The sequence below is a fragment of the Bifidobacterium coryneforme genome (assembly GCF_000737865.1).
GTDB lineage: Bacteria > Actinomycetota > Actinomycetes > Actinomycetales > Bifidobacteriaceae > Bombiscardovia > Bombiscardovia coryneformis.
The window spans coordinates 198,377-223,232 of the sequence record NZ_CP007287.1 but is presented as its reverse complement, the minus strand read 5'-3'; the positions used below and the strand labels follow the sequence as shown (position 1 = coordinate 223,232).

The 24,856-nt window shown below is 63.8% G+C and carries 15 protein-coding genes; 6 read left to right on the top strand and 9 right to left on the bottom strand.

The genetic code is table 11. From position 1 onward, the window contains the following. The first annotated feature begins 294 nt into the window (after window positions 1-294). A complete protein-coding gene (locus bcor_RS07700; RefSeq protein ID WP_038459056.1) occupies window positions 295-5,517 on the top strand; it encodes an RCC1 domain-containing protein in 5,223 nt (1,740 codons plus the stop codon). 127 nt (window positions 5,518-5,644) lie between these two features. Here bcor_RS07700 and bcor_RS00790 read toward each other — a convergent pair whose 3' ends face one another. After that, complete coding sequence (locus tag bcor_RS00790) at window positions 5,645-6,187, bottom strand: FadR/GntR family transcriptional regulator (RefSeq protein ID WP_206537940.1); 543 nt, start codon at window positions 6,185-6,187, stop codon at window positions 5,645-5,647. 339 nt (window positions 6,188-6,526) lie between these two features. Between bcor_RS00790 and bcor_RS00785 the strand changes: the two genes are divergently transcribed. The 3 genes from bcor_RS00785 to gnd are packed head-to-tail and all read left to right on the top strand — an operon-like array spanning window position 6,527 to window position 9,607. Then, window positions 6,527-7,993, top strand: coding sequence for a GntP family permease (locus bcor_RS00785; protein WP_238548559.1), 1,467 nt, complete (start codon window positions 6,527-6,529; stop codon window positions 7,991-7,993). Between the two features lie 36 nt (window positions 7,994-8,029). Beyond that, window positions 8,030-8,704 carry a gluconokinase gene (locus bcor_RS00780; RefSeq protein WP_081870294.1) on the top strand — a complete coding sequence of 225 codons (675 nt, stop codon included), beginning with the start codon at window positions 8,030-8,032 and terminating at the stop codon, window positions 8,702-8,704. Window positions 8,705-8,728: 24 nt separating this feature from the next. Continuing rightward, window positions 8,729-9,607, top strand: a complete 879-nt coding sequence (gene gnd / locus bcor_RS00775; protein ID WP_033498726.1) for a phosphogluconate dehydrogenase (NAD(+)-dependent, decarboxylating) — start codon at window positions 8,729-8,731, stop codon at window positions 9,605-9,607. Window positions 9,608-9,614: 7 nt separating this feature from the next. Here gnd and bcor_RS00770 read toward each other — a convergent pair whose 3' ends face one another. The 4 genes from bcor_RS00770 to bcor_RS00755 form a co-directional block, all read right to left on the bottom strand. Further along, window positions 9,615-10,541 carry a family 43 glycosylhydrolase gene (locus bcor_RS00770; protein ID WP_051875568.1) on the bottom strand — a complete coding sequence of 309 codons (927 nt, stop codon included), beginning with the start codon at window positions 10,539-10,541 and terminating at the stop codon, window positions 9,615-9,617. A 101-nt stretch (window positions 10,542-10,642) separates the two neighbouring features. Beyond that, entirely contained in the window at window positions 10,643-11,521 is an 879-nt protein-coding gene (locus bcor_RS00765; protein ID WP_045920986.1) for a carbohydrate ABC transporter permease, read from the bottom strand. Continuing rightward, entirely contained in the window at window positions 11,518-12,495 is a 978-nt protein-coding gene (locus tag bcor_RS00760) for a carbohydrate ABC transporter permease (protein WP_081870293.1), read from the bottom strand. Before bcor_RS00760 ends, bcor_RS00765 begins: the two co-directional genes overlap by 4 nt. 47 nt (window positions 12,496-12,542) lie before the next feature. Beyond that, window positions 12,543-13,796 carry an ABC transporter substrate-binding protein gene (locus bcor_RS00755; RefSeq protein WP_033498725.1) on the bottom strand — a complete coding sequence of 418 codons (1,254 nt, stop codon included), beginning with the start codon at window positions 13,794-13,796 and terminating at the stop codon, window positions 12,543-12,545. Window positions 13,797-14,013: 217 nt separating this feature from the next. On the opposite strand from bcor_RS00755, the gene bcor_RS00750 reads away from it, so the two are divergent. Next, window positions 14,014-15,048: a LacI family DNA-binding transcriptional regulator gene (locus tag bcor_RS00750; RefSeq protein ID WP_033498724.1), complete on the top strand. Its 1,035-nt coding sequence runs from the start codon at window positions 14,014-14,016 to the stop codon at window positions 15,046-15,048. Window positions 15,049-15,099: 51 nt separating this feature from the next. On the opposite strand, the gene gndA is transcribed toward bcor_RS00750, so the two are convergent. The 3 genes from gndA to bcor_RS00735 all read right to left on the bottom strand — a co-directional run bounded on the left by gndA (window position 15,100) and on the right by bcor_RS00735 (window position 20,331). Continuing rightward, window positions 15,100-16,566: an NADP-dependent phosphogluconate dehydrogenase gene (gene gndA / locus bcor_RS00745; RefSeq protein WP_033498723.1), complete on the bottom strand. Its 1,467-nt coding sequence runs from the start codon at window positions 16,564-16,566 to the stop codon at window positions 15,100-15,102. A 140-nt stretch (window positions 16,567-16,706) separates the two neighbouring features. Beyond that, on the bottom strand, window positions 16,707-19,067 hold the full coding sequence (locus bcor_RS00740; RefSeq protein ID WP_420796640.1) for a KUP/HAK/KT family potassium transporter: 2,361 nt from the start codon (window positions 19,065-19,067) through the stop codon (window positions 16,707-16,709). A gap of 307 nt (window positions 19,068-19,374) precedes the next feature. Next, window positions 19,375-20,331: a TatD family hydrolase gene (locus tag bcor_RS00735; RefSeq protein ID WP_033498722.1), complete on the bottom strand. Its 957-nt coding sequence runs from the start codon at window positions 20,329-20,331 to the stop codon at window positions 19,375-19,377. 116 nt (window positions 20,332-20,447) lie between these two features. On the opposite strand from bcor_RS00735, the gene bcor_RS00730 reads away from it, so the two are divergent. Next, the gene (locus bcor_RS00730; RefSeq protein ID WP_033498721.1) at window positions 20,448-21,494 is read left to right on the top strand and encodes an alpha-arabinofuranosidase; all 1,047 of its coding nucleotides are present in this window, start codon (window positions 20,448-20,450) and stop codon (window positions 21,492-21,494) included. Window positions 21,495-21,570: 76 nt separating this feature from the next. Here bcor_RS00730 and bcor_RS00725 read toward each other — a convergent pair whose 3' ends face one another. Beyond that, window positions 21,571-24,591 (bottom strand): HAD-IA family hydrolase, encoded by a 3,021-nt coding sequence (locus bcor_RS00725; protein ID WP_051875567.1) that lies wholly within the window; start codon window positions 24,589-24,591, stop codon window positions 21,571-21,573. Window positions 24,592-24,856 lie beyond the last annotated feature (265 nt).

Below are 24,856 nucleotides of genomic sequence, written 5' to 3'. Positions count from 1 at the left end.
CCAACAACGGACCGCCTCCACCCCCTCCACATCAAACCGACCCACGACTCGCAGCTGAGCGTGTATACCTTTGGCCGGGCTGTTCCGCGTCGTGAGCGCCCACGTTCGCTTGTTTTGACTTGCCTGGTTGTGTCAGCCCATGGTCCGTGTTGCGTGTGGGGACTGGGGGATGGTAGGGTCAAGTAAGTTTACTTTTGAAGGGGTGATCCTCGGTCCGGGCTGTTCCGGTTTCGTCATGGGGGCGATTCGGCGGCTGTCATCCGGGCGGGGATATGAGTTGGTGAGGTTTGTCGTATGCACACTTGGAACACGTTCCATGGTCGTCGTTTCGCGCGCCCTGCCGTCGCGGTCCTGGCGGCCCTGTCCATCATGGGCGGCGGCCTGGCCGCGGGCGCTCAGGCCGCCGACACCCTCCAGACGACCGCCGCCCCCTACTCCCAAATCAACGGGGGGGGGGGTCAACCCGCAGCCGCGGATGACGGCCTGACCACACCCACAGGAACCACCACACCGGCCGCGACCCCGTCACCCTCGGCCACACCGCAGTCCCCGGCAGCAGCGACGCAGCCCACGACAACCACCGCGACACCCACCACCCTGGCCACACCCAACCCGCTCACCACCAGGCAGACCACCACACCAGCACCCGCCGGAGCGCAGGCCCCCGGACCGCAGGCCAGGACCGGCAGCCACACGGTCACCTTCACCTCACAGCCCGACACCCAGGGCATGCCGGCAGGCCAGACCATCCCCGACGGCAAGACCGCCACATGGCCACACGACGACCCCACCAGGCCAGGATGGACCTTCAACGGATGGTTCCAAGGCGACCTCGCCTACGACTTCAACAAGCCCGTCACCCAGGACCTGACCCTCACCGCCAAATGGGGCAAATGGACCACCAGCACCGACACAGGGCCCTGGCAGGGCGGCACCAACGTCAAAATCGACACCCCCACAGACCAGGTACGCTTCAGCCAGGTATCCGCAGGCCGCAACTTCTCCCTGGCCTTGGGCAGCGACGGCAACGCATACGCATGGGGGTCCAATGGTTCCGGGCAGCTCGGACAGACTATCCGTGGTGATTCGGTGGCTCCACGGATAGTCGCCATGCCGGAAGGTGTGAAGTTCACCCAGGTGTCCGCCGGATATAACCACTGCGTGGCCCTGGACCGGGACGGCAGAATCTGGACCTGGGGCAACAACTTCGGCGGCACTCTCGGCCGCCCCACCACCGATCTCCTATCTAATCCCCAACCCGGTCTGGCCGTAGTGCCGGAGGGCGTGAAGTTCACCGCCGTCTCCGCAGGCGATGAGAGTTCCATGGCCCTCGACAGCAATGGACAGGCTTGGACTTGGGGATACATAGACGCAGAGACACCCCACAAGCTGGATATGGACGGAGGGACCGTCTTCACCGCCATCTACACCGCATTAAATTGGTGGACAAACGGATATACGGCCCTCGACACGGACGGCAGAATCTGGACCTGGCATTCCACCTACAAACCCACCACCGTCGATACCGATGTCAGGTTCAAGGCCTACAGCGTCGACAGGTGGGGTTTTCATCTCATCGCCATCGCGCGGGACGGGACCGTCTGGACCTGGGGCAAAAACGAAAGCGGACAGCTGGGACGCACCCCCGACAACGCCAACCCCGCCGACAAGCCTGGCCGGGTCCCCGGCCTGACCGGAGCCACCCAAGTCGATGCCGCTACCACTGGATCAGTCACAGAATACACTTCCTTCGCCATCACCGACACCGGCACATGGGCGTGGGGAAAGAACCCGTACGGCCAGCTCGGAACCGGAACAGGCGAGATCACGGCCACCCCAGCCCGGGTCGCAAACCCCGCCGGGGCCCCCACAGACTTCCGCTACACCAGCATCGCAGCCAGCAATCAGCACACGGTGTTCCTCGGTTCGGACGGTGAAACATACGCGTGCGGAGACAACGCGAGCGGCCAACTCGGCAACGGCAGGAGCAGCATCGCCAGCAACACCGCCCCCAGCATCGAACGCAGCCCCTTGCCTGTCATGACGTTGAGACCCGTCGTCACGGAGGTCACGAAGGTCCTGTTCGGTGAGGCCCGCAACATCGGCGGCCCCTACCGAAGGTCCGACAGGTGGCACGCCACCTCGCCCAGGCACGGCCTCGGCACCGTCACCCTCACCATCCAATCCACATACAAGGGCGTCCCCCAGCCCGACGGCACCAGCCAGCGGTTCACCTACACGGGCGACACCGCCACCGTGTCCTTCAAAACGGAACACGGCTCCCCCGTCCCGTCCCAGCAGGTCATCGTCGGCGACACCGCCCGACGGCCCGACGACCCGACGGCGGACGACGGGTGGACCTTCAACGGATGGTTCCAGGGCGACAAGCCCTACGACTTCACCAAGCCCGTAAGCGGGGACACGGTCCTGACCGCACGCTGGGGCCGGTGGAAGGCCGACCCGGCCCAGGGGCCCTCGCGGGGCGGCACCGACGTGCACCTCGACACCCCCACCTCCCGGGTACGGTTCGCCCAGGTATCCGCCGGACAGTCCCACTCCCTCGCCGTCGGCAGCGACGGCAACCTATACGCATGGGGCAACAATAAGGACGGCCAGCTCGGCGACGGCACCACCACAAACCGGACCGCACCAATCATGGCCGCCGCACCCGCGGGGGTGAAGTTCGTCCAGGTGTCCGCCGGGGACAGCCACTCCATGGCCCTGGACCGGGACGGCCACTCCATGGCCCTGGACCGGGACGGCAACATCTGGACCTGGGGAAACAACCGCTCCCGGCAACTCGGACGCAGCACAAGCAGCAACCCCGCCAACAGGCCCGGCAAGGCAGACACGCCCGCCGGCATGACGTTCATCGCCGTCAGCGCCGGGGCCGACCACAGCATGGCCCTGGACCGGGACGGCAACATCTGGACCTGGGGATACGACACATACAAGCAGCTGGGTTCTTCCTCCTATTCCACACCGACGCCTACGGGTGTGGGTGTGCCCGAGGCAGCCTTCGCCTCCGTCAGCGCGGGCCCCAGGCACTCCATCGGCCTGGACGCGAACGGGACCGCCTGGACCTGGGGCGGCAGCAAATCCGCCGGAAACGACGATGACCTGCTCGGCCATGCCGGCTACAAGCCCGCCCCCGCGGACACCACCCAGCGGTTCACGGCCCTCAGCGCCGGGGCCGACCACAGCATGGGCATCGCCCGGGACGGCACCGTCTACACGTGGGGGCACAACGAGAACGGCCAGCTAGGCCGCACCCCCACCGGCGCCGAGCCCGCGGGCAGGCCGGGCCCGGTCCCCGGCCCGTCCGGCGCCACCGGCGTCAGCGCCGGACGCACCCACTCCACCGCCATCACCGGCTCCGGGGCCTGGGCGTGGGGCGGCAACCAGTACGGCCAGCTCGGCACCAGCGACGGCGTGGCCCCTGCCCGTATGCCCAACCCCAAGGGCGCACCCTCGGGGTTCGCATACACCGGTGCCGTCGCGGGCACAGACATTACGCTGGCCGTCGGCTCGGACGGAGACGTGTATGCGGTCGGTACCAACAGTGCCGGTCAGCTCGGCGACGGCACCACGTCCACCACAGCCCACCCGGACCCGACCATGGTGTGGCGGCCTGTGAGTTCCCCCGTCACCGGGGTCCTGTTCGGCGCCAAGCCGAGCGCGGGAGAGGTGCGGCGCCGGGCGGACGGGTGGCACGCCGCCTCCCCCAGGCACCGGCCCGAGACCGTGCCCCTGACCATCCGGTCCGCCACCGGGCAGGCACGGGACGAGGACACCAGCCTGCGGTTCATGTACACCGGCGACACGGCCACCCTCACCTTCACCACCCAACACGGCCATGCCCCCGATGCGCAGCAGGTCCCCGCGGGCGAGCCCACCAGGAGGCCCGCCGACCCGTCCGAAAACGGGTGGACGTTCGACGGATGGTTCGACGGGGATGTCGCCTACGACTTCACCCGGCCTCTGGAGCATGACCTGACCGTGACGGCCCGCTGGCACCGGACCGGCAGGTGGACCCTGAGCCCGGACCACGGCAGCGAATACGGCAAGGACACCGTCACCCTCACCGCACCCGCCGCACCCGACATCCGCCTCGCCTCCATCGACACCGGCGGCACCACCAGCCTCGGCATCGGATCCGACGGCGGCCTGTACGCCTGGGGAGACAACACCCAAGGCCAACTCGGCGACGGCACCACCACCCGACGCACCACCCCAACCCGGGTCGCCAAGCCCGACGGCACCGGTGACGGATTCACCTGGGTGCAGGCCGCGGCGGGACGCAACCACAGCGCCGCCGTCGGCAGCGACGGGCAGCTCTACACCTGGGGAGACAACACCCAGGGCCAGCTCGGCGACGGCACCACCAGCCAGCACACCAGACCCGTCAAGGCCGCCCGCCCCGACGGCACCGACACCGGGTTCACCTGGATACGGGCCGCAGCCGGTGACGGCTACACCATGGCCCTCGGCTCCGACGACAACCTGTACGCGTGGGGCAGCCTGCCCGGCGGGCTCGGCGACACCGGCCGCACCGCCAGCAGCAGCCGGCCCCTGCCCGTACGCATCCCCGACGGGACACCCCCCGCGTTCCGGTACGAGCAGATCACGGCGGGCGACACGCACGCCGCGGCGATCGGATCGGACGGCAACCTGTACACGTGGGGAGACAACACCCACGGCCAGCTCGGCCACGACCCCACCGGCACACCCGCAGCCGCAGCCGACCCGCAGCAGCCCGCAGGCTACGTCCAGGCCAGCGCCGGAGGCGACCACACGCTCGCCATCGACCGGCAGGGACGACTCTGGGCCTGGGGCAGGCTCGCCGACGGCACCGACACCGCCACACCCGCGCGCATATGGACGGCGGGCACGGCCGACACGTACCGGTTCACCCACGTCTCCACCGGACGCAACCACAGCGTCGCCACCGGACAGGACCACCGCACCTGGGCATGGGGAGACAACACCAGCGGCCAGCTCGGCCACAACACCGGAACCCCCGGCACACCCACCGTCATAGCCGGCCTGAACACCACCCTCACCGCCAGCGGCGGCGACACCACCATCGCCATCGACACCAACGGCGACACCCAGGCCTGGGGAGACAACACCAACGGACAGGCAGGACACGGCGACACCAACCCGGTGCCAGGGCCGCGCGCGGCCACCATCCCCCCACAACCCACACCGGCCGGCCTCACCATCGACAACGACACACTCCCCCTCAGGCAGACCGGCGCGGGCACCTGGCAGGCCACAACCACCGCCCACGCCCCCGGAACCATGCCCGTACGCGTCCAATGGGCCCTCGCCGGACAGGACCAGCCCGACGACACCAGCAACACCTACACCTACCGGCACACCGGCAGCCTGCCCAACGCCGGAGGCGCAGGCATCATCCTCCTCATCACCGCCGGCATGCTCGGCATCGCAACATCCGACGCCAACCGACAACGACGCGTACCACCCACAACCACCAATACTTCACACGAGTAAGAGGCCACATAAGGGGGTCCCCAACCCCTGGCCACCCGGAGGCGGCCCACCCAACATCCCAATATCGGGCCGCCTCCACCCAACACCATAAACCGGCACTACAACAATCCGGCTGTTTCTGAACCGTTCAGTCCCGACTCCCTGGCGCGCGCGAGCACAGACGACGCGCCATGGCCCGATCCGATTCATCGACGATTCGTGTCATGGCCTGGCGGGCCGCCTCACCGTCACCCTGGCGTATCAAGGCCGCCACGTCGCCATGAAGTCTCAGAGCCTGTTCATTGGCCTCATGGGGCATGAGTTCGTGCCGGGTACGACCGGCCAGCACGGATGCAACCACGTCGCCCAGAGCGGCGAACATAGCATTGCCCGAGGCCTCCAGGAGTGCCCGGTGGAAACGCTCGTCGGCCTGCAGATAATCCGCCTGGTCGGCATGGTTGGCGTGGGCCACCATGTCGATGGCGGCCTGGGTCAGGGCCGCCCACTGCCCGGGCCTGGCCCTGGTGGCGGCCAGGCGTGCGGCCATGGGTTCCACGCTGGCCCTTAATTCCGAGAGCTCATGGAGGACCCGGTCCCTGTCGGGGCCACGCAGCCGCCACTCAATCACCCTGGGGTCATAGATGTTCCAGGCGGTCATCGGGTTCACGGTGGCCCCAGCCTTCCGCCTCACGGTCACCATTCCCATGGATTCCAATACCCGTGTCACCTCGCGGGTTACCGTACGCGATGGCACTTCATGATCCAGGGGCGGGACCGACAGACGCTCCCCCCTCGCTGATTTCCCCTGTGACGATGCCCATACCCCATTGTTCCAGGAGCCTATCGTGCAGCGAAGGTTCTGTACTCATAAATCCCACTCTAGCAATGCACAAGGGCGGGAATTGTCTGTAACCTCACTGCCCACACGGCAGGGGAACCCCAATCGGAAGGTCATCCCGTGTACACTTGTATACGTATAAGACATACGTAATATCACACTGCCGATATTATGCCATGCAAAATAGGAGCCATGGGCGTACGTCCTGACTTCGTTCCTATCCTCAGAGAAGAGGCAGCCATGCATACAGCACTGCTCGCGGCAGGAGAGGCCGTACAGCTCAACAGCACCCGACTGGGCATCAGTCTTGTTCTCAGCCTGGTGGTGCTCATCTTCCTGGTCACCGTCGTTAAACTCCACCCCTTCGTGTCCCTACTGGCAGCCGGCATGGTGGTCGGCATCGGGTCGGGTTACGGACCAGTGGCCACACTGACCAGCTTCACCGGTGAATTCGGCTCCACCATGGGGTCGGTCGGCATTCTGATTGGTCTCGGAGCCATGATTGGCAAGGTTCTGATGGACACCGGGGCCACCGATCAGGTGGTCAACACCCTGGTATCCAAATCGTCACCGGCCACCATTCCATGGATCATGGCCCTGATAGGAGCCCTGATAGGCCTGCCCATGTTCTTTGAGGTGGGGCTGGTCATTCTGGTTCCGGTCATCATCCTGGTAGCGCGCAAGACCGAGCTTCCCCTGATGAGGGTGGCCATCCCCACCCTGGCAGGCCTCTCCATCATGCACGCCTGCGTGCCGCCACATCCCGGCCCCCTCGCCGCCCTGAGCCAGTTCAAGGAAACCGGCAATGTGGGTCTCACCATGATGTTCGGCATACCCATAGCCCTGATCACCCTGGTGATTGTCGGCCCTCTCTTCTCCAAGGTGGCGGCTCGCTGGGTCCCCATCGAGGCCCCGGCGGACTTCGCGGCCAAAAGCGAAGAGGCCGCCAAGGAGGAGGCCAGGCTCCCCTCCTTCGGGCTCTCGGTCTTCTGCATCATCCTCCCGGCGATCCTCATGCTCCTCACCTCCGTTTTCGAGATAACCTCACCCGACTTCCGTACCCGGACCGACGGGCTCGCCCAGACCATCAACTTCATCGGCAACCCGGTCATGGCCCTGGCCATAGCCCTGATTGTCTCCATGCTGCTCCTCAAGGCCGCCTCGGGCATCTCCTGGAAGACGGTCAACGACTCCCTGGGCGCTTCACTCCCTGCCGTGGCGGGCATCCTCCTGATCGTCGGCGCAGGTGGAGGTTTCAAAGGCGTCCTGGTCTCCACCGGCATCGGCAAGATCATCGGCACCTTCGTCGAGACCTCCAACGTCTCCATCTTCCTGCTGGGCTGGCTCATCGCCGTCTTCGTCCGCGTCGCCACCGGCTCGGCCACGGTCTCCATCCTGACCACGGCCGGCATTCTCAGCAACGCCATGACCATGATGCACGCTACCCCCATGGCCACCACACTGCTGGTCATCGCCATCGGGGCTGGGTCCATCTTCCTCTCCCACCTCAACGATGCCGGCTTCTGGCTGATCAAGGAGTACTTCGGCATGAGCGTGGGCGACACCCTGAAGACCTGGTCTGTGTTGGAGTGCCTCCTCTCGGTGGTGGTGCTGATTCTGGTCATGATCGCCAGCATCTTCGTCCCCATCGCAGGCTGAGCCCCAACACGGCGCACTCATTCAGAAAGGAAACGCATGGTAGACACACTGTCAACGAACGCCAAGGGGTTCGATGAACACTCCATTCCCTCGGCGGTGGAGAATACGGTTCCCGCGGATTACCTCAAGGACCACACGCCAATCCTGGTCATCATGGGCGTCTCCGGCTGCGGCAAGACCACGATGAACACCCACTTGAGCGAAAAGCTGGGCTGGGACATGGCTGAGGCCGATGACTTCCACCCCCAGGCCAACATCGACAAGATGGCCCACGGAATTCCCCTGAATGATGAGGACCGCTGGCCCTGGCTCGACAAGATTCACGACTGGATTCAGGACCACATGGACAGGAAGGTACCCGGCACCGTTACCTGCTCGGCCCTGAAGAGGGCCTACCGGGACAGGATTCGAATGCCCGGGGTGGTGTTCATCCACCTGAGCGGTGACTACGACTCCATCATGGAACGGCTCTCGCACCGCCAGGGGCACTTCATGAAACCCCGGATGCTCAAGTCGCAGTTCGAGACCCTGGAGCCTCTAGGCAAGGACGAGATTCACATGACCATCGACGTGGGCCTGCGCATGGCCCCCGAAATCGAGGCCGAGGAGGTCATCGACACCCTGGGATTGCAGTGCGACGTCAAGGCCCACACCACGCAGGTCAAGGCCGAGCGGGCCCGTCAGGCCGCCAGGAAAACCGAACAAGACTGAACGAAGCAGGAAGGAACCAACATCATGAAGATCGGAATGATAGGCCTAGGCCGCATGGGCAAGAACATGGCCGACCGCCTGCGCACAGGCGGTCACCAGGTCGTCGGGTACGACATATCGCCCGAGTCGGGCAGGGACGTGGACAGCCTCCAGGCCCTGGTCGACTCCCTGGAGGCACCCCGGGCCATCTGGGTCATGGTGCCCGCAGGCAAACCCATCGAGTCCACCCTTGACCAGCTGGGCGACCTGCTGGACCGCGGCGACCTGGTCATCGATGGGGGCAACACCCGATTCACCCAGGACCAGGCACATGCCAAGGCCCTGGGGGCGAAGGGCATCGGCCTGGTCGACGTGGGCACCTCCAATGGCATCTGGGGCAGGGAGAACGGCTACGCCCTGATGGTCGGTGGATCGGACGAGGATGTTGCCCCGATTCAGCCCATACTCGACACCCTCAAGCCCGAGGGCGATTTTGGCCTGGTCCACGCAGGCGGCACCGGGGCCGGCCACTATGCCAAGATGGTCCATAACGGCATCGAGTACGGAATGATGCAGTCTCTGGCCGAGGGCTATGCCGTCCTGGAGGCCTCCGATCTGATTCAGGACCCCGGCGAGGTCGTCCAGTCCTGGCGAAAGGGGTCGGTCATCCAATCCTGGCTCCTGGACCTCCTGGCCAAGTCCCTCCAGGAGGACCCCCACCTGGCACACATCGCCGGTAAGGCCGAGGAGACCGGTGAGACCAAGTGGATGGTTGATGATGCCCTGGAGCTCGGCATCCCCACCCCGGCCATCACCTCGGCCCTGTACGCCCGCCAGTCCTCGCAGATTCAGGACCCCATGACCATGAAGGCGGTCTCGGCCCTGCGCAACGCCTTTGGCGGTCACCCCATCGTCAAGGAGTGACCTCCCCCTATCGTTGCGTTGATGGTGCCGGGCACCAATACGACCCGACCTGCGGATGGACCTGCTCCATACCCCCTTCATCATCGAAGGCCAGCGGGGCACAGACGATCTCGCGATGGCAGCCATCACCGTGCCCGTCCATGGCGAACCGATGGTAGGCGATGATCCACTGGTCCGTGCCGGGCACCTGCAGGATGCAATGATGACCGGTACCCAGGATTCCCTTGCCCTCATCCTTCTCGACCAGCACCTGCGGCTGCCCCCATGGTCCGTCCAGGGAGTCGGAGACCGCATACCGGACCCGGTATTCAGGATCCCTGGTGTCGTTTTCGGACCAGGAGGCGTAGTACCTCCCCCCGTGTCTGCTGATGGTTATGGCCTCGCGGAAGTTGTCGGGAACCCAGGTTTTCAAGGTCGCATCCACTATGGCCGTACCGTCGTCGCTCAGGGCCGCCATGTAGACCCTTCCGTTCCCCCACAGTAGGTAGGTGGTACCGTCCTCGTCCACGAATATCGAGGGATCGATTGTCTGGCAGTCATATGCATCCGCACGGATCAGGGGGGTTGCGGCCGGCGTGAAGGGGCCGGTGGGGGTCGGGGAGGTCGCCAGACCTATCTGCCCGTCCGCCACGAAGTAGAGCACGAACCCGTGCGCGGTCTCCAGCATGCACGGCGCCCAGGCGCCCTGTTTGCCCTCCCACCAGGGAACGTCGTGCAGGTCGAGAATCCTGTGCTCCTGCCAGTTGCAAAGGTCAGTGGATTCGTAGACGCTCATCACCGTGGACGACCAGCCGGGCAGACCGTCCTGGGTGCAGTACATATACCACCGTCCGTCCACCATCTTGAGATCGGGATCGGCACAGTACCCGCGAAGGGGATTGGTGGGAACCTGGATCCTCTGACCCTCCGTCTCTCCCTTACATCCCTTATCCATACAATCGACTCCAGTTCTCTTGTCAAGGGCGTTGCGAGGCCGCACCTGGCAGCCGCGCAACGCCGTATTCCTTCAAGCCGGCAAGGCCCGACGCGTATCCGTCATCCCTTCACGGCACCGGCAACCAGGCCGGAGACGATCCACTTCTGGCAGAAGATGAAGAAGACGAAGACCGGTATAAGCGCCAGGACCGTGATGGTCATGAAGCTCGGCCAATCCGTGGTGAACTGACCGACCGCGTTGTAGACCTGGAGCACGATGGTCCGCAGGTCCGAACTGCTGATGAAGACGTTGGCCGTCATGAAGTCATTCCATGTGGTCATGGTCTGGAAGACGATCACCGTGGTCAGGATGGGCCTGATCAGGGGCAAAACGATGTTCCAGAATATCCTCAAGGGCCCTGCCCCATCGATGCGGGCGGCCTCTATCACCTCGAAGGGGAGGGACTGCATGTACCCGACGATGAGGAAGTAGCAGAACACCGCGCCGCCCAGGTACATGACAATCAGGCCCAGCAGGGTATTGACCAGGCCGACCGCCGACTCCATCCGGTACAGGGGAATCAGCGTCGACTGGGCTGGGATGACGAAGGCGATCATCAGGACGACCCCGACGGTCGATGTGAACAGGGACTTGCGCAGAATCATGCCGTAGGCGGCCAGGGCTCCGATCAGCACCTGGAAGAGCACCCCGAAGAAGGTGACGATCAGGGTGTTGACCAGGCTGCGCACAATGGGCACGGTGGCAAAGGCATGGCTGTAGTTCTTCAGGGTCCATTCCTTCGGCAGACCCAGTGGATTGGTGGCCATGTCCGGCACGGTCTTGAAGGTGTTGATCAGGATGTACCAGAGGGGCACGGCGCAGATGAGCGCTATGACCAGCACCACGATGCTTCTGACGATGGAACGACGCCGCTCGCGCTGCTCCAGGGTCGGGCCGTTCCCCGCTCCCGATACCACTTGCTGACTGCTGGCACTCATTGGAACCTCCTCGAAATCAGACCGGCCACGCCCATCTGGGTGAAGACCACCAGGGCCGTCGCCAGGGTGAAGAGGACGGCCAGGGCCGAACCCAACCCGTACTGGGACTGACCTATGCCCTGCTGGATAATCGACTGGGTCACCGTATAGGTCGAGTAACCGGGCCCTCCCTTGGTCATCGTGTATGGCAGGTCATACACCTTCAGCCCTCCCGACATGAGCAGGAAGCTGGATGTGACGATGCCCGGAATCAGCTGGGGCAGGGTGATGTGGATGAACTGCTGCCGCCTGGTGGCACCATCCACGGTGGCCTGCTCGTAAAGGTCACCGGGAATGGACTGCAGGAAGGCCAGGTAAAGGGTGGCGTGCCAACCGATCTGGGCCCAGACCGCTATGAAGATCACACAGCACCGGGCCAGAATCGAGTTGGAGAGCCAGGGCAGCGGGCCGAGCCCGAAGGCACCCAGGACCGTATTGACCACGCCCGACTTCATGGGCGAGAAGATGTACTTCCAGACCATGCCCATGATGGCCAGCGAGGGCACGCTGAAGAAGAAGAACAGGGAGCGCGCGAAGTTCCTCCCCCAGAACTTCCTGTTCAGGGTCACCGCCAGGGGTATGGCGAAGACGGTGACCAGTATGGTCTGGGCGAGCGCGTACACGATGGTGAACACGAGACCCTGCATGGTTGAGGGGTCCGTGAACACGCTACGGTAGTTGCTCCACCCCACATAGTGCATGTCCATGCTGTACCCGTTGAAGTCCGTCACCGAGTAGATGGCGGTCTGCACCAACGGCACCGCGAAAAGGATGACGAAGACGGCCAGAATCGGCAGGAGAAACCAGAACGAGGTCAGGTCCTCCCTCAGCCCCCGAAGGCGCTTGCGACGGGCGTATTCACGCTCTTCCGGTTCATTTGCCTTCGACCTATCGGCCACGGCACGCACCCCTTGCACTCCACTGTCAACAGCCATATGTCACCTCTTCCGACCCATCAGGTCCGACGTTCCCTGTCCGACCCTCATTTCACCGAAGCCATCTTGTCGTCGATGGCCTTGGCCCACTGGTCCACGGATACAGAGCCCTGCACCAGTTGCTGCGTCTCCGACTGCCGGACCGTGGTCAGCACATCGGGCTTGGCGTAGAAGTTCATGACCAGGAAGTAATGGCCCGTCCTGACGTTCTCCTCATACACGGTCTTGTACTCGTCCTTGACCTTGGACTTGAAGCCCTCGACGGTGATGGCGTCACCGTTCTCCGTGCTCTTCTGGAGCGCCCACTCGCTATCCATAAAGGTCAGGAACTTCTGAGCCGCCTTGAGCTTGTCCCCCTTGAGCTTGGAGTAGATGGCGTAGGCGGGCGAGGGTGATCCCTGGGCGTAGTTGACCTGACCCTTGCTGAGCACAGGCATCGGGGCCATGCCCCATTCGAGGGAGGACTCGGAGAAGGAGGGAAGATCCCATGGACCGGTGCAGATCATCGCCACCTGCCCGTTGATGAACTGGGTCTTCATGTCATCCCCGCTGATGCCCACCGTGTCCCTGGTGACCAGGTCCTCGTCGTAGAGCCGCATCCAGGCCTTGACGGCCTCTTTCTGATCGGTGCCCGGGGTCTGGGGGCGCTTGTCCACCAGGGTGGTGACATCGACCTTGTCCTGCTCGAACTGCGAGCCCAGGAAGGCATCGGGGATTCGGCTGGGGCCATCGGCCACGGTCTCCAGGAACGGGGTCACACCGGCTTTCTTGAGCTTCGCACAGAGTTTGAGGAAGTCGTCCCAGTTGTCCGGAACGCTCTTGGCACCGACCTTGGCCAGGAGGTCCTTGTTGTAGATGATGCCCGAGGCCCAGGAGGAGACGGACATGCCGTAGACCTTCCCGTCACGGCTGACGAAGTCCTTGTTGGCCTGCGAGATGTTCTTCATGAAGGGTTCATCGGTCAGGTCACGCACGTACTGGTTTGTGATCAGGTCCGCCTTGTTTTCGGAGGTGATGATGAACACGTCGGGTGCCTGGTTGCCAACCAGCCTGGTCTGCAGGGTCTGGATGTACTCGGGGGTCGGCGGCGAATAGCTGAAGTCGACCTGGATGTCGGGGTTCTCCTTCTCGAACTCGTCCAGATAGGGCTTCATGGTCTGCTCGTTGTTCCAAGAGAGGAAGGTCAGCTTGGTCTTGTCGGCATTGGCGCCGCTTCCCCCGCCACAGGCCCCCATGGCCACAACCATGGCTCCGGCCATGGCCGCAACCGCCGCCTTCTTCAGTGTTTTGTTCAGCTTCATGACTCCTCCTTGTAATCAATCCTCTGAATTCCTTGCGGTATTCAACATCGAAACCGACACAGTTGACACGATTCAATTCAACCGTATTCAGATATAGCACCCCATTTGAATCGTGTCAAACCGAGCGATGTACTACCATCGAGTTGTGACCTGACACGATTCACTTTTCTTCACGGCCACAGAATCCACGGGCAGGAAGATTGGAGCGAGGCACGATATGGTGACAATGAGCGACGTGGCCAGAGAGGCCGATGTTTCACGGGCCACCGCCTCGTATGCCCTCAGGGGGGATACCCGCATCGCCGAAAAAACCAGATCGAAGGTCTTGGCAGCTGCGAAGAGGCTCAACTACTCCGCCAACCTCTCGGCCAGGAGCCTCAGGTCCGGGCGGAACGGGGTCATCGGGGTGGCGATCTTCGAATTGGACAAACCCTACCCCTCCCAGATGAGCGCGGCAATCTCCAGGGAGATCAACGCCCACGGCATGCAGGCCATCATCCAGCAGACCATGAACTCCCGAGAGGACGAGGTCTCGATTCTGCGGCGGGTCACCAGCCAGCTCTGCGACGGGACCATTTTCAGCCCGGGCAATGTCTCCAACGAGGAGATGAAGGCCCTCACCCACGGCAAGCCGATCGTCCTGCTTGATGACCCCTCGGTCCGGCCGGTCTTCGACAGCGTCATGACCGCAAGTCGGGAGGGGGCCAGAACGGCCGTTGCCCATCTGCTCGCCCAAGGGTGCCGCCGCATCGGGGTTGTCGGATCCGACCTGGCCATCCTCGACGAACCTTCCATGAAGAACTCCGTCGCAGCCAGGAGATTGAGCGGATGCCTGGAGGCCCTTGAAGAGGGCAAGAGGACCCTGTCTCCGGACTCCTTCATAGGGCTGGAACCCTGGGATGAGGATTCCGCCCGGTCACTGGCCCACTCCCTGGCCGCCCAGGGGGACTTCCCCTTCGACGGGGTGTTCTGCATCACGGATTCCATGGCCCTGGGCATGATTCGCGGGTTGCATGAGTGCGGAATCTCCGTCCCCCGGGACGTGGCCGTCATCGGTTTCGACGGCATCAACGAAAGCGCCTCGTACATCCCCTCACTGACGACCATCAGCACCGATCGCGAAGACCTGGCCCACAAGGCCGTCTCCATCCTGCTGGGTGATCTCAACCAACCCGACAGGCACCCCAGGCCCCGGCGGCAGACAGCCAAGTTCAGACTGGACGTGCGGGAATCCACCATGCTTGGCCGATAGGCCGCAGGAGGCCGGCACGACCCGGCCGTCAGGGGTTCCGGGACTGGCTGCTCAGTCCTGCTTGATCTCGGACTTGTCTCCGGCCCAGAGCGTGTGGAAGACGCCGGGCTGGTCCACGCGCCCATAGGTGTGGGCACCGAAGAGGTCGCGCTGGCCCTGGATCAGGGCCGCGGGCAGCCGCTTGGAGCGCAAACCATCGTAGTAGGAGAGGGAGCTGGCGAAGACCGGAATCGGAATGCCGGCCTGGGTGGCCCGGACCACCACGCGACGCCAGGCATCCTGGGCATCCTCCACGGCCTTCTTGAAGAAGGGGTCGAAGAGGAGGGACCCGAACTCATCACCGGAGGCGTAGGCATCCGAGATTCTGTTCAGGAACTTGGCCCTGATAATGCAACCGCCGCGCCAGATGCGGGCGATGGCGCCCATGTCGAGCTTCCATCCGTAGACATCGGCCCCCTCCTGCATCTCGTTGAAGCCCTGGGCATAGGCCACGATCTTGGAGGCGTAGAGGGCCTGGCGCACGTCCTCGATGAAGGCCTTGCGCTGGTCGGGATCGGCCGCCAGATCACCCAGGATGGCCTGGGGCTCGGGGCCGGACAGCCCCTTCTGTTCGGCTTCCTTGCGCAGCTCGGGCGATGAGGAGAGTCCGCGGGCGAAGACGGCCTCACCTATGCCGGTAACGGGCACGGCCAGATCCAGGGCGGTCTGGACGGTCCAGGTGCCGGTCCCCTTCATGCCGGCCTGGTCGGTCACGATGTCGATGAAGGGCTTGCCGGTGGCGGCATCGGTGTGGTGGAGCACCTCGGCGGTGATTTGCACCAGGTAGGAGTTCAGGTCGCCCTGGTTCCACTCGTCGAACACGTCGGCTATCTGCTGGGGCTCCATGCCCAGGCCGCGGCGCATAAGGTCGTAGGACTCGGCGATGACCTGCATATCCGAGTACTCGATGCCGTTGTGGACCATCTTGACGAAGTGGCCCGCCCCATCACTGCCGATGTGGGTCACGCAGGGTTCGCCCTCCGCCTGGGCGGCAATGGTCTTGAGAATGGGCCCCAGGGTCTGCCAGGACTCATCGGTGCCACCGGGCATCATGGAGGGCCCCAGGAGGGCCCCCTCCTCGCCACCGGAAACGCCGCAGCCCACAAAGTGCAGACCACGGGCGCGAATCGCCTTCTCGCGGCGGATGGTGTCCTTGAAGTAGGCGTTGCCGGCATCGACGATGATGTCGCCGGGCTCCATCAGGTCGGCCAGGTCGTCGATCATCTGGTCGGTCGGCTCGCCCGCCTTGACCATGATGATGGCAGTGCGGGGCCTGGTCAGGGAACCGACGAACTCCTGAAGGGTCTTGGCGGGAACGAACTTCCCCTCGTCGCCGTGCTCCCCGATCAGGGTCTCGGTGCGTGAGTAGTGCCGGTTGTATACGGCCACGGTGTTGCCGTGCCGGGCCAGGTTCCTGGAGAGGCTGGCGCCCATGGCGGCCAGGCCCACAACACCGATATTGGCTTGAGCTTCTGTCATCACTTCACCTTTCGAACGACCTCCCGGACATGGCCGGGTCTGGGTTCTTCACCAGGCCAATTCTATGGCTCAACCCCGATATGGGCGGGCTTGTTTCCATACCGGGGAGGCCGTGTCGGAAGGTCAGGCAGTGATTTTGCTCACTCCTCGGGCTGCTGGGCCTGGGGTTGCTCCGTGTGCTGGGCATGGTCGGAGGCCTTGGTTTTGCGCGGATGCAACCTGACCCTGGTCAGCTTGGGTACCGACCGGGTGGAGACGAAGAGGGGCTGGACCTCGACGATCGGATTGTAGGGGGCCAGACCGAACCATTTGATGGGCGAACCGGCCAGCTTCCTGATCGCATACTTGACCTTCAGCGACAGGGCGCCACGGGAATCGATCTTGGACTCGGGCATCAGGGCCTTGTGGACCAGGACGTAGGTGATGGTCCCAATCTGGGGATCCTCGTCCACCTTGGGGTAGATCGAGGGCTGCTTGGGCAGCTCCCCACTGTCGATCAGCTCGTGCATGATCTGGTGGAGGTAGGTGGCCACGTTCTGATCCACCTTGAAGCCCAACTTCATCCGCACCCTGAACAGGTAGTTGGTACCGAAGTTCTCAACCGAGTACTTGCGGGTGTATGGCGCATCGGTGGTCTGCACCGACACGGCCCACCAGGCCCGGGCCCGCTTGGGGTGGTTGGCGAAGATCGAGAAGAAGATGTCCGTATCCAAGCGCCGCATCTCCGCATCCGAGGTCAGATAGACCAGGTTGTCGGCGAAGTAGGGGATGCGGAAGTCGTTGTGGAGCATATCCAGGGCGGGCAGGCACTCCTTGGCCGTCATATGCCGACGCTGAGAACGCTCCACCTTGGTGCCCTGGTCCCAGGTGTACATGATGTACAGGATGGCCGCGGTCAGGAGCATGGTGAACCAGCCGCCGTGCATGAACTTGGCCATGGAGGCCATGAAGAAGAGAATCTGGATGGCTAGGAAGATTACCGCGAAGACAACCGCCCCCACCCGCTTCTTGTCGTGCCAGAGGTAGTCCGCCAGGAGCACCGTGGTGGTGATCATGGTCACCGTCAGGGCCAGACCGTAGGCGGCCGAGATGTGCTCGGAGTCCTTGAAGAGGACCAGGACGGTCAGGGTGGCCACGCAGAGTACCCAGTTGATGGTCGGGATGTAAAGCTGGCCCCTGGTCCTGGCAGGGTAGCGCACCTGGAGATGGGGCATCCAGTTCAGACCGGTCGCCTCGGAGACCATGGTGACTGCACCGGTAATCAGGGCCTGGGAGGCGATGACACCGGCCGTCACCGAAAGGATGACCGCCACGTACCGCACGGTGGTGGGCATCATCTGGAAGAAGGGGTTGAGCCCGTCCACACCCTGCAGGGCCGGGTTGTTCTTGTTGCGCAGAATCCAGGCGCCCTGCCCGAAGTAGTTGCAGACCAGGGCGATGTTGATGAAGGGCCAGGTCGCGTAGATGTTGCCACGGCCCACATGCCCCATATCGGAATAGAGGGCCTCGGCTCCGGTGGTCGAAAGGAAGACCGTGCCCATGATGGTCAGCCCGACCGGATTCTGGGGGCTGAAGAGGAAGCGGATGCCGTAGACCGGGTTCAGGGCCTCGAAGATGGACCAGTCATTGCCGATGCAGTACAGGCCCATCACCGCCAGGAAGGCGAACCAGACCATGACCACACTGCCGAAGACCTTGCCGATTCGCTCGGTTCCACGCGACTGGACGGCGAAGAGGACCAGGATGATCACGAAGGTGATGACCATGGTCAGGTTCCCGTTTTCACGGAAGACCGGCTCCAGTACGGGTATGGTCTTCAGACCCTCCACTGCGGAGGATATGGAGACCGCCGGGGTCAGCACCGAATCGGCCAGGAAGGCGGCCCCACCCAGCATGGCGGGGATGGCCAGCCACTTTCCGTAGCGACGGACCAGGGTGTAGAGAGCGAAGATGCCGCCCTCCCCCTTGTTATCGATCCGTAGGGCCACCAGAACGTACTTGACCGTGGTGATCAGGGTGATGGACCAGAAGACCAGGGAGAGCATGCCCAGAACCGCAGCCCGGTCCACGCGCTGGATGCCGCCCTGCCCGGCCACGAAGGTCTGGAAGGTGTAGAGGGGGGAGGTACCGATATCGCCGTATACCACTCCCAAGGCCACGATGCACATGCCCAGGCTGATCCGGTCGGGCGATGCCTGGACCTTGCGCCACCAGCGCCCCAGGGGACCACGCGGCGGGGTGTGCTGACGGGCGGCCTCACGCTGTGCCTCACGCCGGGCACGCTTGAGCTCGTCCTCCTCCTCGCGGGTGCGGGCCTTGGCCGAAATTCTGGGGGCCTTGGTGAAGCTCTCCTGGGGAAGGATGGAATCCTGTTCGAAAGCCAGCCGGGTGCCACCGGCCCTGTCGGACTCCGTCTCGTGCTCCGTGCCCGTCTCGTTCCCCTCGCCGGACCTGGAAGGTGTCCGGGATGTCACATCCCCGGTTTCCTCCCTCTCCAACATCCGATCCGACCGGCCGTCACGCTCGGGCGATCCGGATAAGCCAGAGGTCTCTTCAGTCCCCTCGGCCCCATCCTCGATCGACATCTCATGCCGCTCACTAGCCATACAGCCCTCCATAGGCCAAAGCCTTCTTCTCGAACGCACGCGGGCAACACTGGGCTCCCGCGCATACCGCGACGACTACCGTAGCACCTTTTGCCTCGCTTGGCGCAACTTCCACGACGGTTTCAGCTCAGGTGTCAGCGAGCGCCCCACAGGTCGGGCCCGACCTCCACCCCTGGATGCCGTTTCGCCGTCCGGCCGCCGGTCAGATCCCGTAAACCCGCCTGGTGGTTTCCCTCGTGGCCCGGGCGACCTCCTCCACGGGCAGGTCCAGGGCGTCGGCCATGGCGCGGAGGGTGTAGGGAACCATGTAGGGGGCATTGGTCCGGCCCCTGTATGGCATCGGGGTCAGGTAGGGGGCGTCGGTTTCGACCATGATGTGGTCAAGCCCCACGACGGACAGTGCCCGGCGGATGCCCTCGTTCCCCTTGTAGGAAACCGTTCCCGAGAAGCTCAGATACCAGCCGTGCTCGGCCGCCACCCGGGCCATGGCCTCATCGCCGGAATAGGAGTGGAAGACGGTCCGCTCGGGTGCCCCGTCAGCCAGGAGGGTTTCGATGACCTCCTGATGGGCATCCCGGTCATGAATCTGCATGGGCAGGCCGAGTTCCTTGGCCAGGGCCATATGGTCACGCAGGGCCTGGCGTTGGATATCCATGGCGTCCCGCCCCGTGCGGAAAAGGTCCATACCGGTCTCGCCGATGGCCACCACCTGGTCCGGGTTGCCCTTGGCCAGGCGGCGCACCTCCTCCATGGCCTCCTCGAAGGAGGTGTCGTGCCAGGGCCTGTAGGTCACGGGCAACCCGTCCGGCCCCGGCACCCCACGATGACCGTGGAGCACGGCCTCGTTCGGGTGGATGGCCAGGGCGGCATGGACCACACCCGGATGGGCCTTGGCCAGGTCGACCGCCGCCTGCAGGTTGGGCAGCTCGCACCCCACTTCGATCGCCCCGACCACACCCACGGCCCGGGCCTGCTCCAGCTGTTCGTCCACCCCATAGACCGGGACCGGGGCCTGTCCCCGCTCCCGGGCCTCCCGGTCCATCCTCCTGGCGAAGGGAATCACCGCGGACATGTGCGTATGGTCATCGATGACGCCGACTCCCTGGGGAAGTGCCTCAGGTGCCGGTGCCCAGCTGCGATTACGATGATGCTTGCTCATGGTTCACAGTCTAGGAACCGCCCCGGCCAGTCGGGCGAACCACAAGTCGTGGTTTAGAATCATGACGTGCAGCGATGCACGGATACATGCGCAGCCAACAAGTCGGAGAGACAGTGATGGTCACAGGAAATCCCGATTGCCGAACCGAGGCCTACCTATTCGTTCATTTCACAGGAGATGAAGAGGCGGCCACGGATGAACAGCTGTATTTCGCCCTCAGCCGTGACGGCATCCATTGGACCGATCTTCGCCGCCGTGGGGACCCCATCCTGACCTGGACCCAGGGCGAGCGGGGCGTTCGAGACCCCTTCATCACCCGGGGACCCGACGGGATCTTCCACATTCTGGCCACCGACCTGTCCATATATCATCGCGGTGGGTGGAGCGAGCAGGCCTCAGTGGACGGGTCCACAGGGCTGGTCATATGGGAGTCAAGCGATCTGATCCACTGGGAGGAGCCCCGCCTGGTGGATGTCGCCTCCACCATCCCCGGCGCAGGCATGGCCTGGGCACCGGAGGCCAGCTGGGACAGCCTGCAACAACAGTGGATTGTCTATTGGTCCACCCGTGCAGCATCGGACCCGCCGGACCACCCCCTCGCCAACAGCCTGGGTGAAGCGGTCAACATGTACTATGCGGTCTCGAAGGACCTGCGGACCTTCAGCGCCCCGGTCAAGTGGATCGACCGCAGGGCCGACATCATCGACACCACCATGATCCAGACCGAGGACGGCTGGTGGTACAGGGCCTCGAAGGACGATCAGATCAGCATCGAAAGGACACGGAACCCCTATGCCGTCAGCGGCGAGGTGGTCCGCACGGACGATTCGGAACAGTGGTCGTATGTGGGTTCGCTGACCGACATACTCGGTCGCGGCAGATATTCCTCCCGCTACCTGGAGGGTCCGGAACTCTTCCTGTACAACGAACGGGATGCGGCCGACCCCGACCGGGGCCCCATGCCCTTCGGTCTCATGTGCGACCAGTTCGAGGAGGCGCGCGGGTATCTGACTTTCAGGTCAGCGAACCTGGCCTCAACCGATTCCCGAGACTGGCAGGTGCTGGATGGAATCGACTACGGCAACCTGAAGAAACGCCACGGGGCCATCATGCCCATCACCACCGCCGAATACCAGGCCCTGGAGGCGGCATTCCGGCGCTGATAAACGGAGGTAATCCGGTAAGGCAAGGCGGTTTCAAGAAGTTCACCGCCTTGTACTGACCTCCTTTTTCCTAATCTCACACCGTCCGCGGGTGGCCCTGCACCTTGACGACGAGTTCAGGTCCGGAGAGCCTTTCCAGGTCCACGCCCTGCCTGGTTATGGAGACCCTGAACCGGGTATCGCCCACGGCCAGTTGGTAGGACAGGGAATCCCAGTCCTCGGGCAGGTGGGGATCGATGCTCAGGCTGGTTCCACCGGTGTCGCGCAGGCCGCCGAAGCCGCAGACCAGGCTGGACCATACCCCACCGCAGGCCGCCAGGTGAATCCCGTCGGCAGTATTGGCGTGGAGGTTGGACACGTCGGTGAACAGGGACTCACGGAAGTAACGCATGGCCAGGTCATCCCTGCCCACCTCGGCGGCCACTATGGACTGCGAGGCGGCGGAAAGGGTGGAATCCCCGGTGGTCAGCGGATCGTAGTAGTCAAAATCGGCCCGCTTCTGTTCCGGCGTAAACCAGGAGCTGAGCAGGTAGAGGGCCATGACCACGTCGGTCTGCTTGAGCACCTTGTGCCGGTATATGACCAACGGGTGATAGTAGAGCAGGAGAGGGCGGGCCGTGAACCGGTCGAAGTGCCAGATGGGGCGCTCCATGAACTGGGCGTCCTGGGCGTGCACCCCCTCGTTGTTGTCGTAGGGAACGAACATGGCCTCGGCCGCACGGAGCCACTCCTGGGCGTCCTCGTCGGTGAAGTGCAGACGGGCGCGGATGGAACCGATCATCTCCACCCGGCTCCTGCGCAGGTACTCGTAGGCCCGGTAGGCGGCCATGAGATTGAACTTGGCCATCGCATTGGTGTACAGATTGTCATCCACCAGGACGGTGTACTCATCCGGTCCGGTAACACAGTGGATATGGAAGCGCCCATCGGCCTTGTAGCGCCCCAGGCTCATCCAGAGACGGGCGGTCTCAACCAGGATGTCGATTCCCTCGGTCTCCAGGAAGTCCTGGTCATCGCACACCTGCACATACTGGGCCACCGCATAAGCCACGTCGGCATCGATATGGTACTGGGCCGTACCGGTCGGGAAGTAGGCCGAGGATTCCTCCCCGTTTATGGTCCTCCACGGGAAGAGCCCACCGCCCAGGTTCAGCGCGGCGGCCCTGCGACGTGCCGCCGGCAGCATCAGGTAGCGGTAGTGGAGCACCTCCCTGGCCCTTTGGGGGTCCGAGTAAATCAGGAAGGGAAGAATGTAGATCTCGGTATCCCAGAAGTAGTGTCCGCTGTATCCGGATCCGCTCAGCCCCTTGGCCCCGACACCATTGGTTATATGGGCGGTGGACTGGGCGAGCTGGAAAAGTTCCCAGTGCACCAGCTGCTGGGTGCGGCCCTGGTCCCCGGCACCCACGCGGATGTCCTCACGCTCCCAGAACCTGTCGAGCCACTCGCGCTGGCGGTCCTTCATCTCCTGAAGGTCCAGGCCTGCAACCCTGTCGAGGCTGTCGCGGCACTCCTCGACCAGATTCCGGGTGCCCTCCCCGCGCGTCTGAACAACCAGACCGTTGCCGATGGTGCCCTGGGGCAGGATGGGATGGCTCTGGTAGACGGCGTATCGGACCAGACTGGCCGAGCCGCCCCTGCCTATGTCCAGCCGCCAGGACTGGCCATCGACCGGCTGCCCGTTCTGGGTCTGCCGGACACCCAGGGCCACACTCAGGCGGGAGTTGTTGCAGCGGTAAACCCGGCAGTCCCCGTCCGCTTCCGGGTACACCTCATTGTCGAGGACCTCATGCACACCGCACCCGTCGACGATTTGGGACTTGCGGGGGTCGTCGGTTACCGAACGCCGGGGCATGTCGGCATTGATGGCTCCATCCACCACCACGGTCATGTCACGATCGGGGGAATCCACCTTGACCGTGTACACGGCCAGGTTCCTGTCGAAGAGACAGGCCATCCGGTCCAGATCAACCTTGAGACGGGTGCCGTCGTCCAACCGGTAAAGGTGGGTGGTGGTGCAGATGCCGGCGCGGAAGTCCAGGCGCTGCCTGGTCTCCTCGGGGTGGGGCAGGGGAATCCCGTCGACCTTCAGGGTGAAGTCGGAGGCATCCGGCACACCCTGGATCAGCTGACCCACCTTGGCATACCCGTATCCTCCCTCGGGATGGTTGATGTCGAAGGTGTCGTGGAAGCCGCTCAGAAAGGTGCCGTTGCCCAGACAACGGGTGTCGTCGCCCTGCCCGCGTACGCCGATGTTGCCGTTGGTCACCGAAAAGTTGGTGGCGCTGACCGCATCAGGGTCGCCCACCTCGGTGAAGCTCCACTCGTCAATGGGGTACCGGTCCGGGTCCAGGTCGGGGTTTTCCTTGAGCCTGCGCTCACCCCCGTCATCCTCAACCAGCTCGATCAGGTTGTCGATAACGGTATCGGCCCCCGCTTCCAGCAGGTCCTGATGACCAGCCCCCCGGTCAACACCCACCACCAGACCGAACCGGCCGGCATGGCCCGCGGCCACTCCTGACAGGGCATCCTCCACGACAATGGCATCCTGGTTACGCAGGCCGAGTAGCTTGGCCGCATAGGCATAGGTATCGGGGGCGGGCTTGCCCTTGAGTCCCAACTCAGCCTTGGTGTTCCCGTCCACCACGGTGCTGAAGAACCCGGCAATGCCCGCGGCCTCCAGAACGGTGGCCGTGTTTTTGGAACTGGAGACCACGGCCAGGCGCTTTCCCCCGGTGGTCAGGTGGCGCAGGACATCCACCGTGTCAGGGTAGGGCTGGATGCCTTCTTCATTGAGAAGACGTTCGAAAGTCGTGTTCTTCCGGTTGCCGTACCCGCAGACCGTCTTGGCATCGGGGCCGTCATCCGGGCTGCCCCATTCCAGGTTCACACCCCGGCTTTTCAGCAGGGCATCAACGCCGTCATAGCGGGGCTTGCCGTCCACATAGGTGTAGTAGTCCTGCTCGGTGTAGGGCTCGGATCCAGCAGGCAGGACCGCATCGAAGAGCTGCTTCCACGCTTCTTTGTGGAGCTTCGTGGTGGGAACGAGCACCCCATCCAGGTCGAAGAGGACACAGGCGAATCGGGTGGTTTTCATAAGGCTCAATCCTATTGCTCGCATGTGACGAGCAATAGCCCACAAAACAGGATCTGGACCCCGCCAGGCAAAAAAGAACCTGGCGACCGGGGAAGACCGCCAGGTGAGAAGAGAGAAGAAGGGATTCAATTATGGGGCCTGCAGTAACCCCATCGGCCAGTACTTCAACCGACAGTTCTTATATAAGCAGCCCTACCTTAAGGGAAGACCCCTAAAACCTAAAAGTTACCTGTGAATCTGCGGTTGAGCCTTGACTGCAAGACCA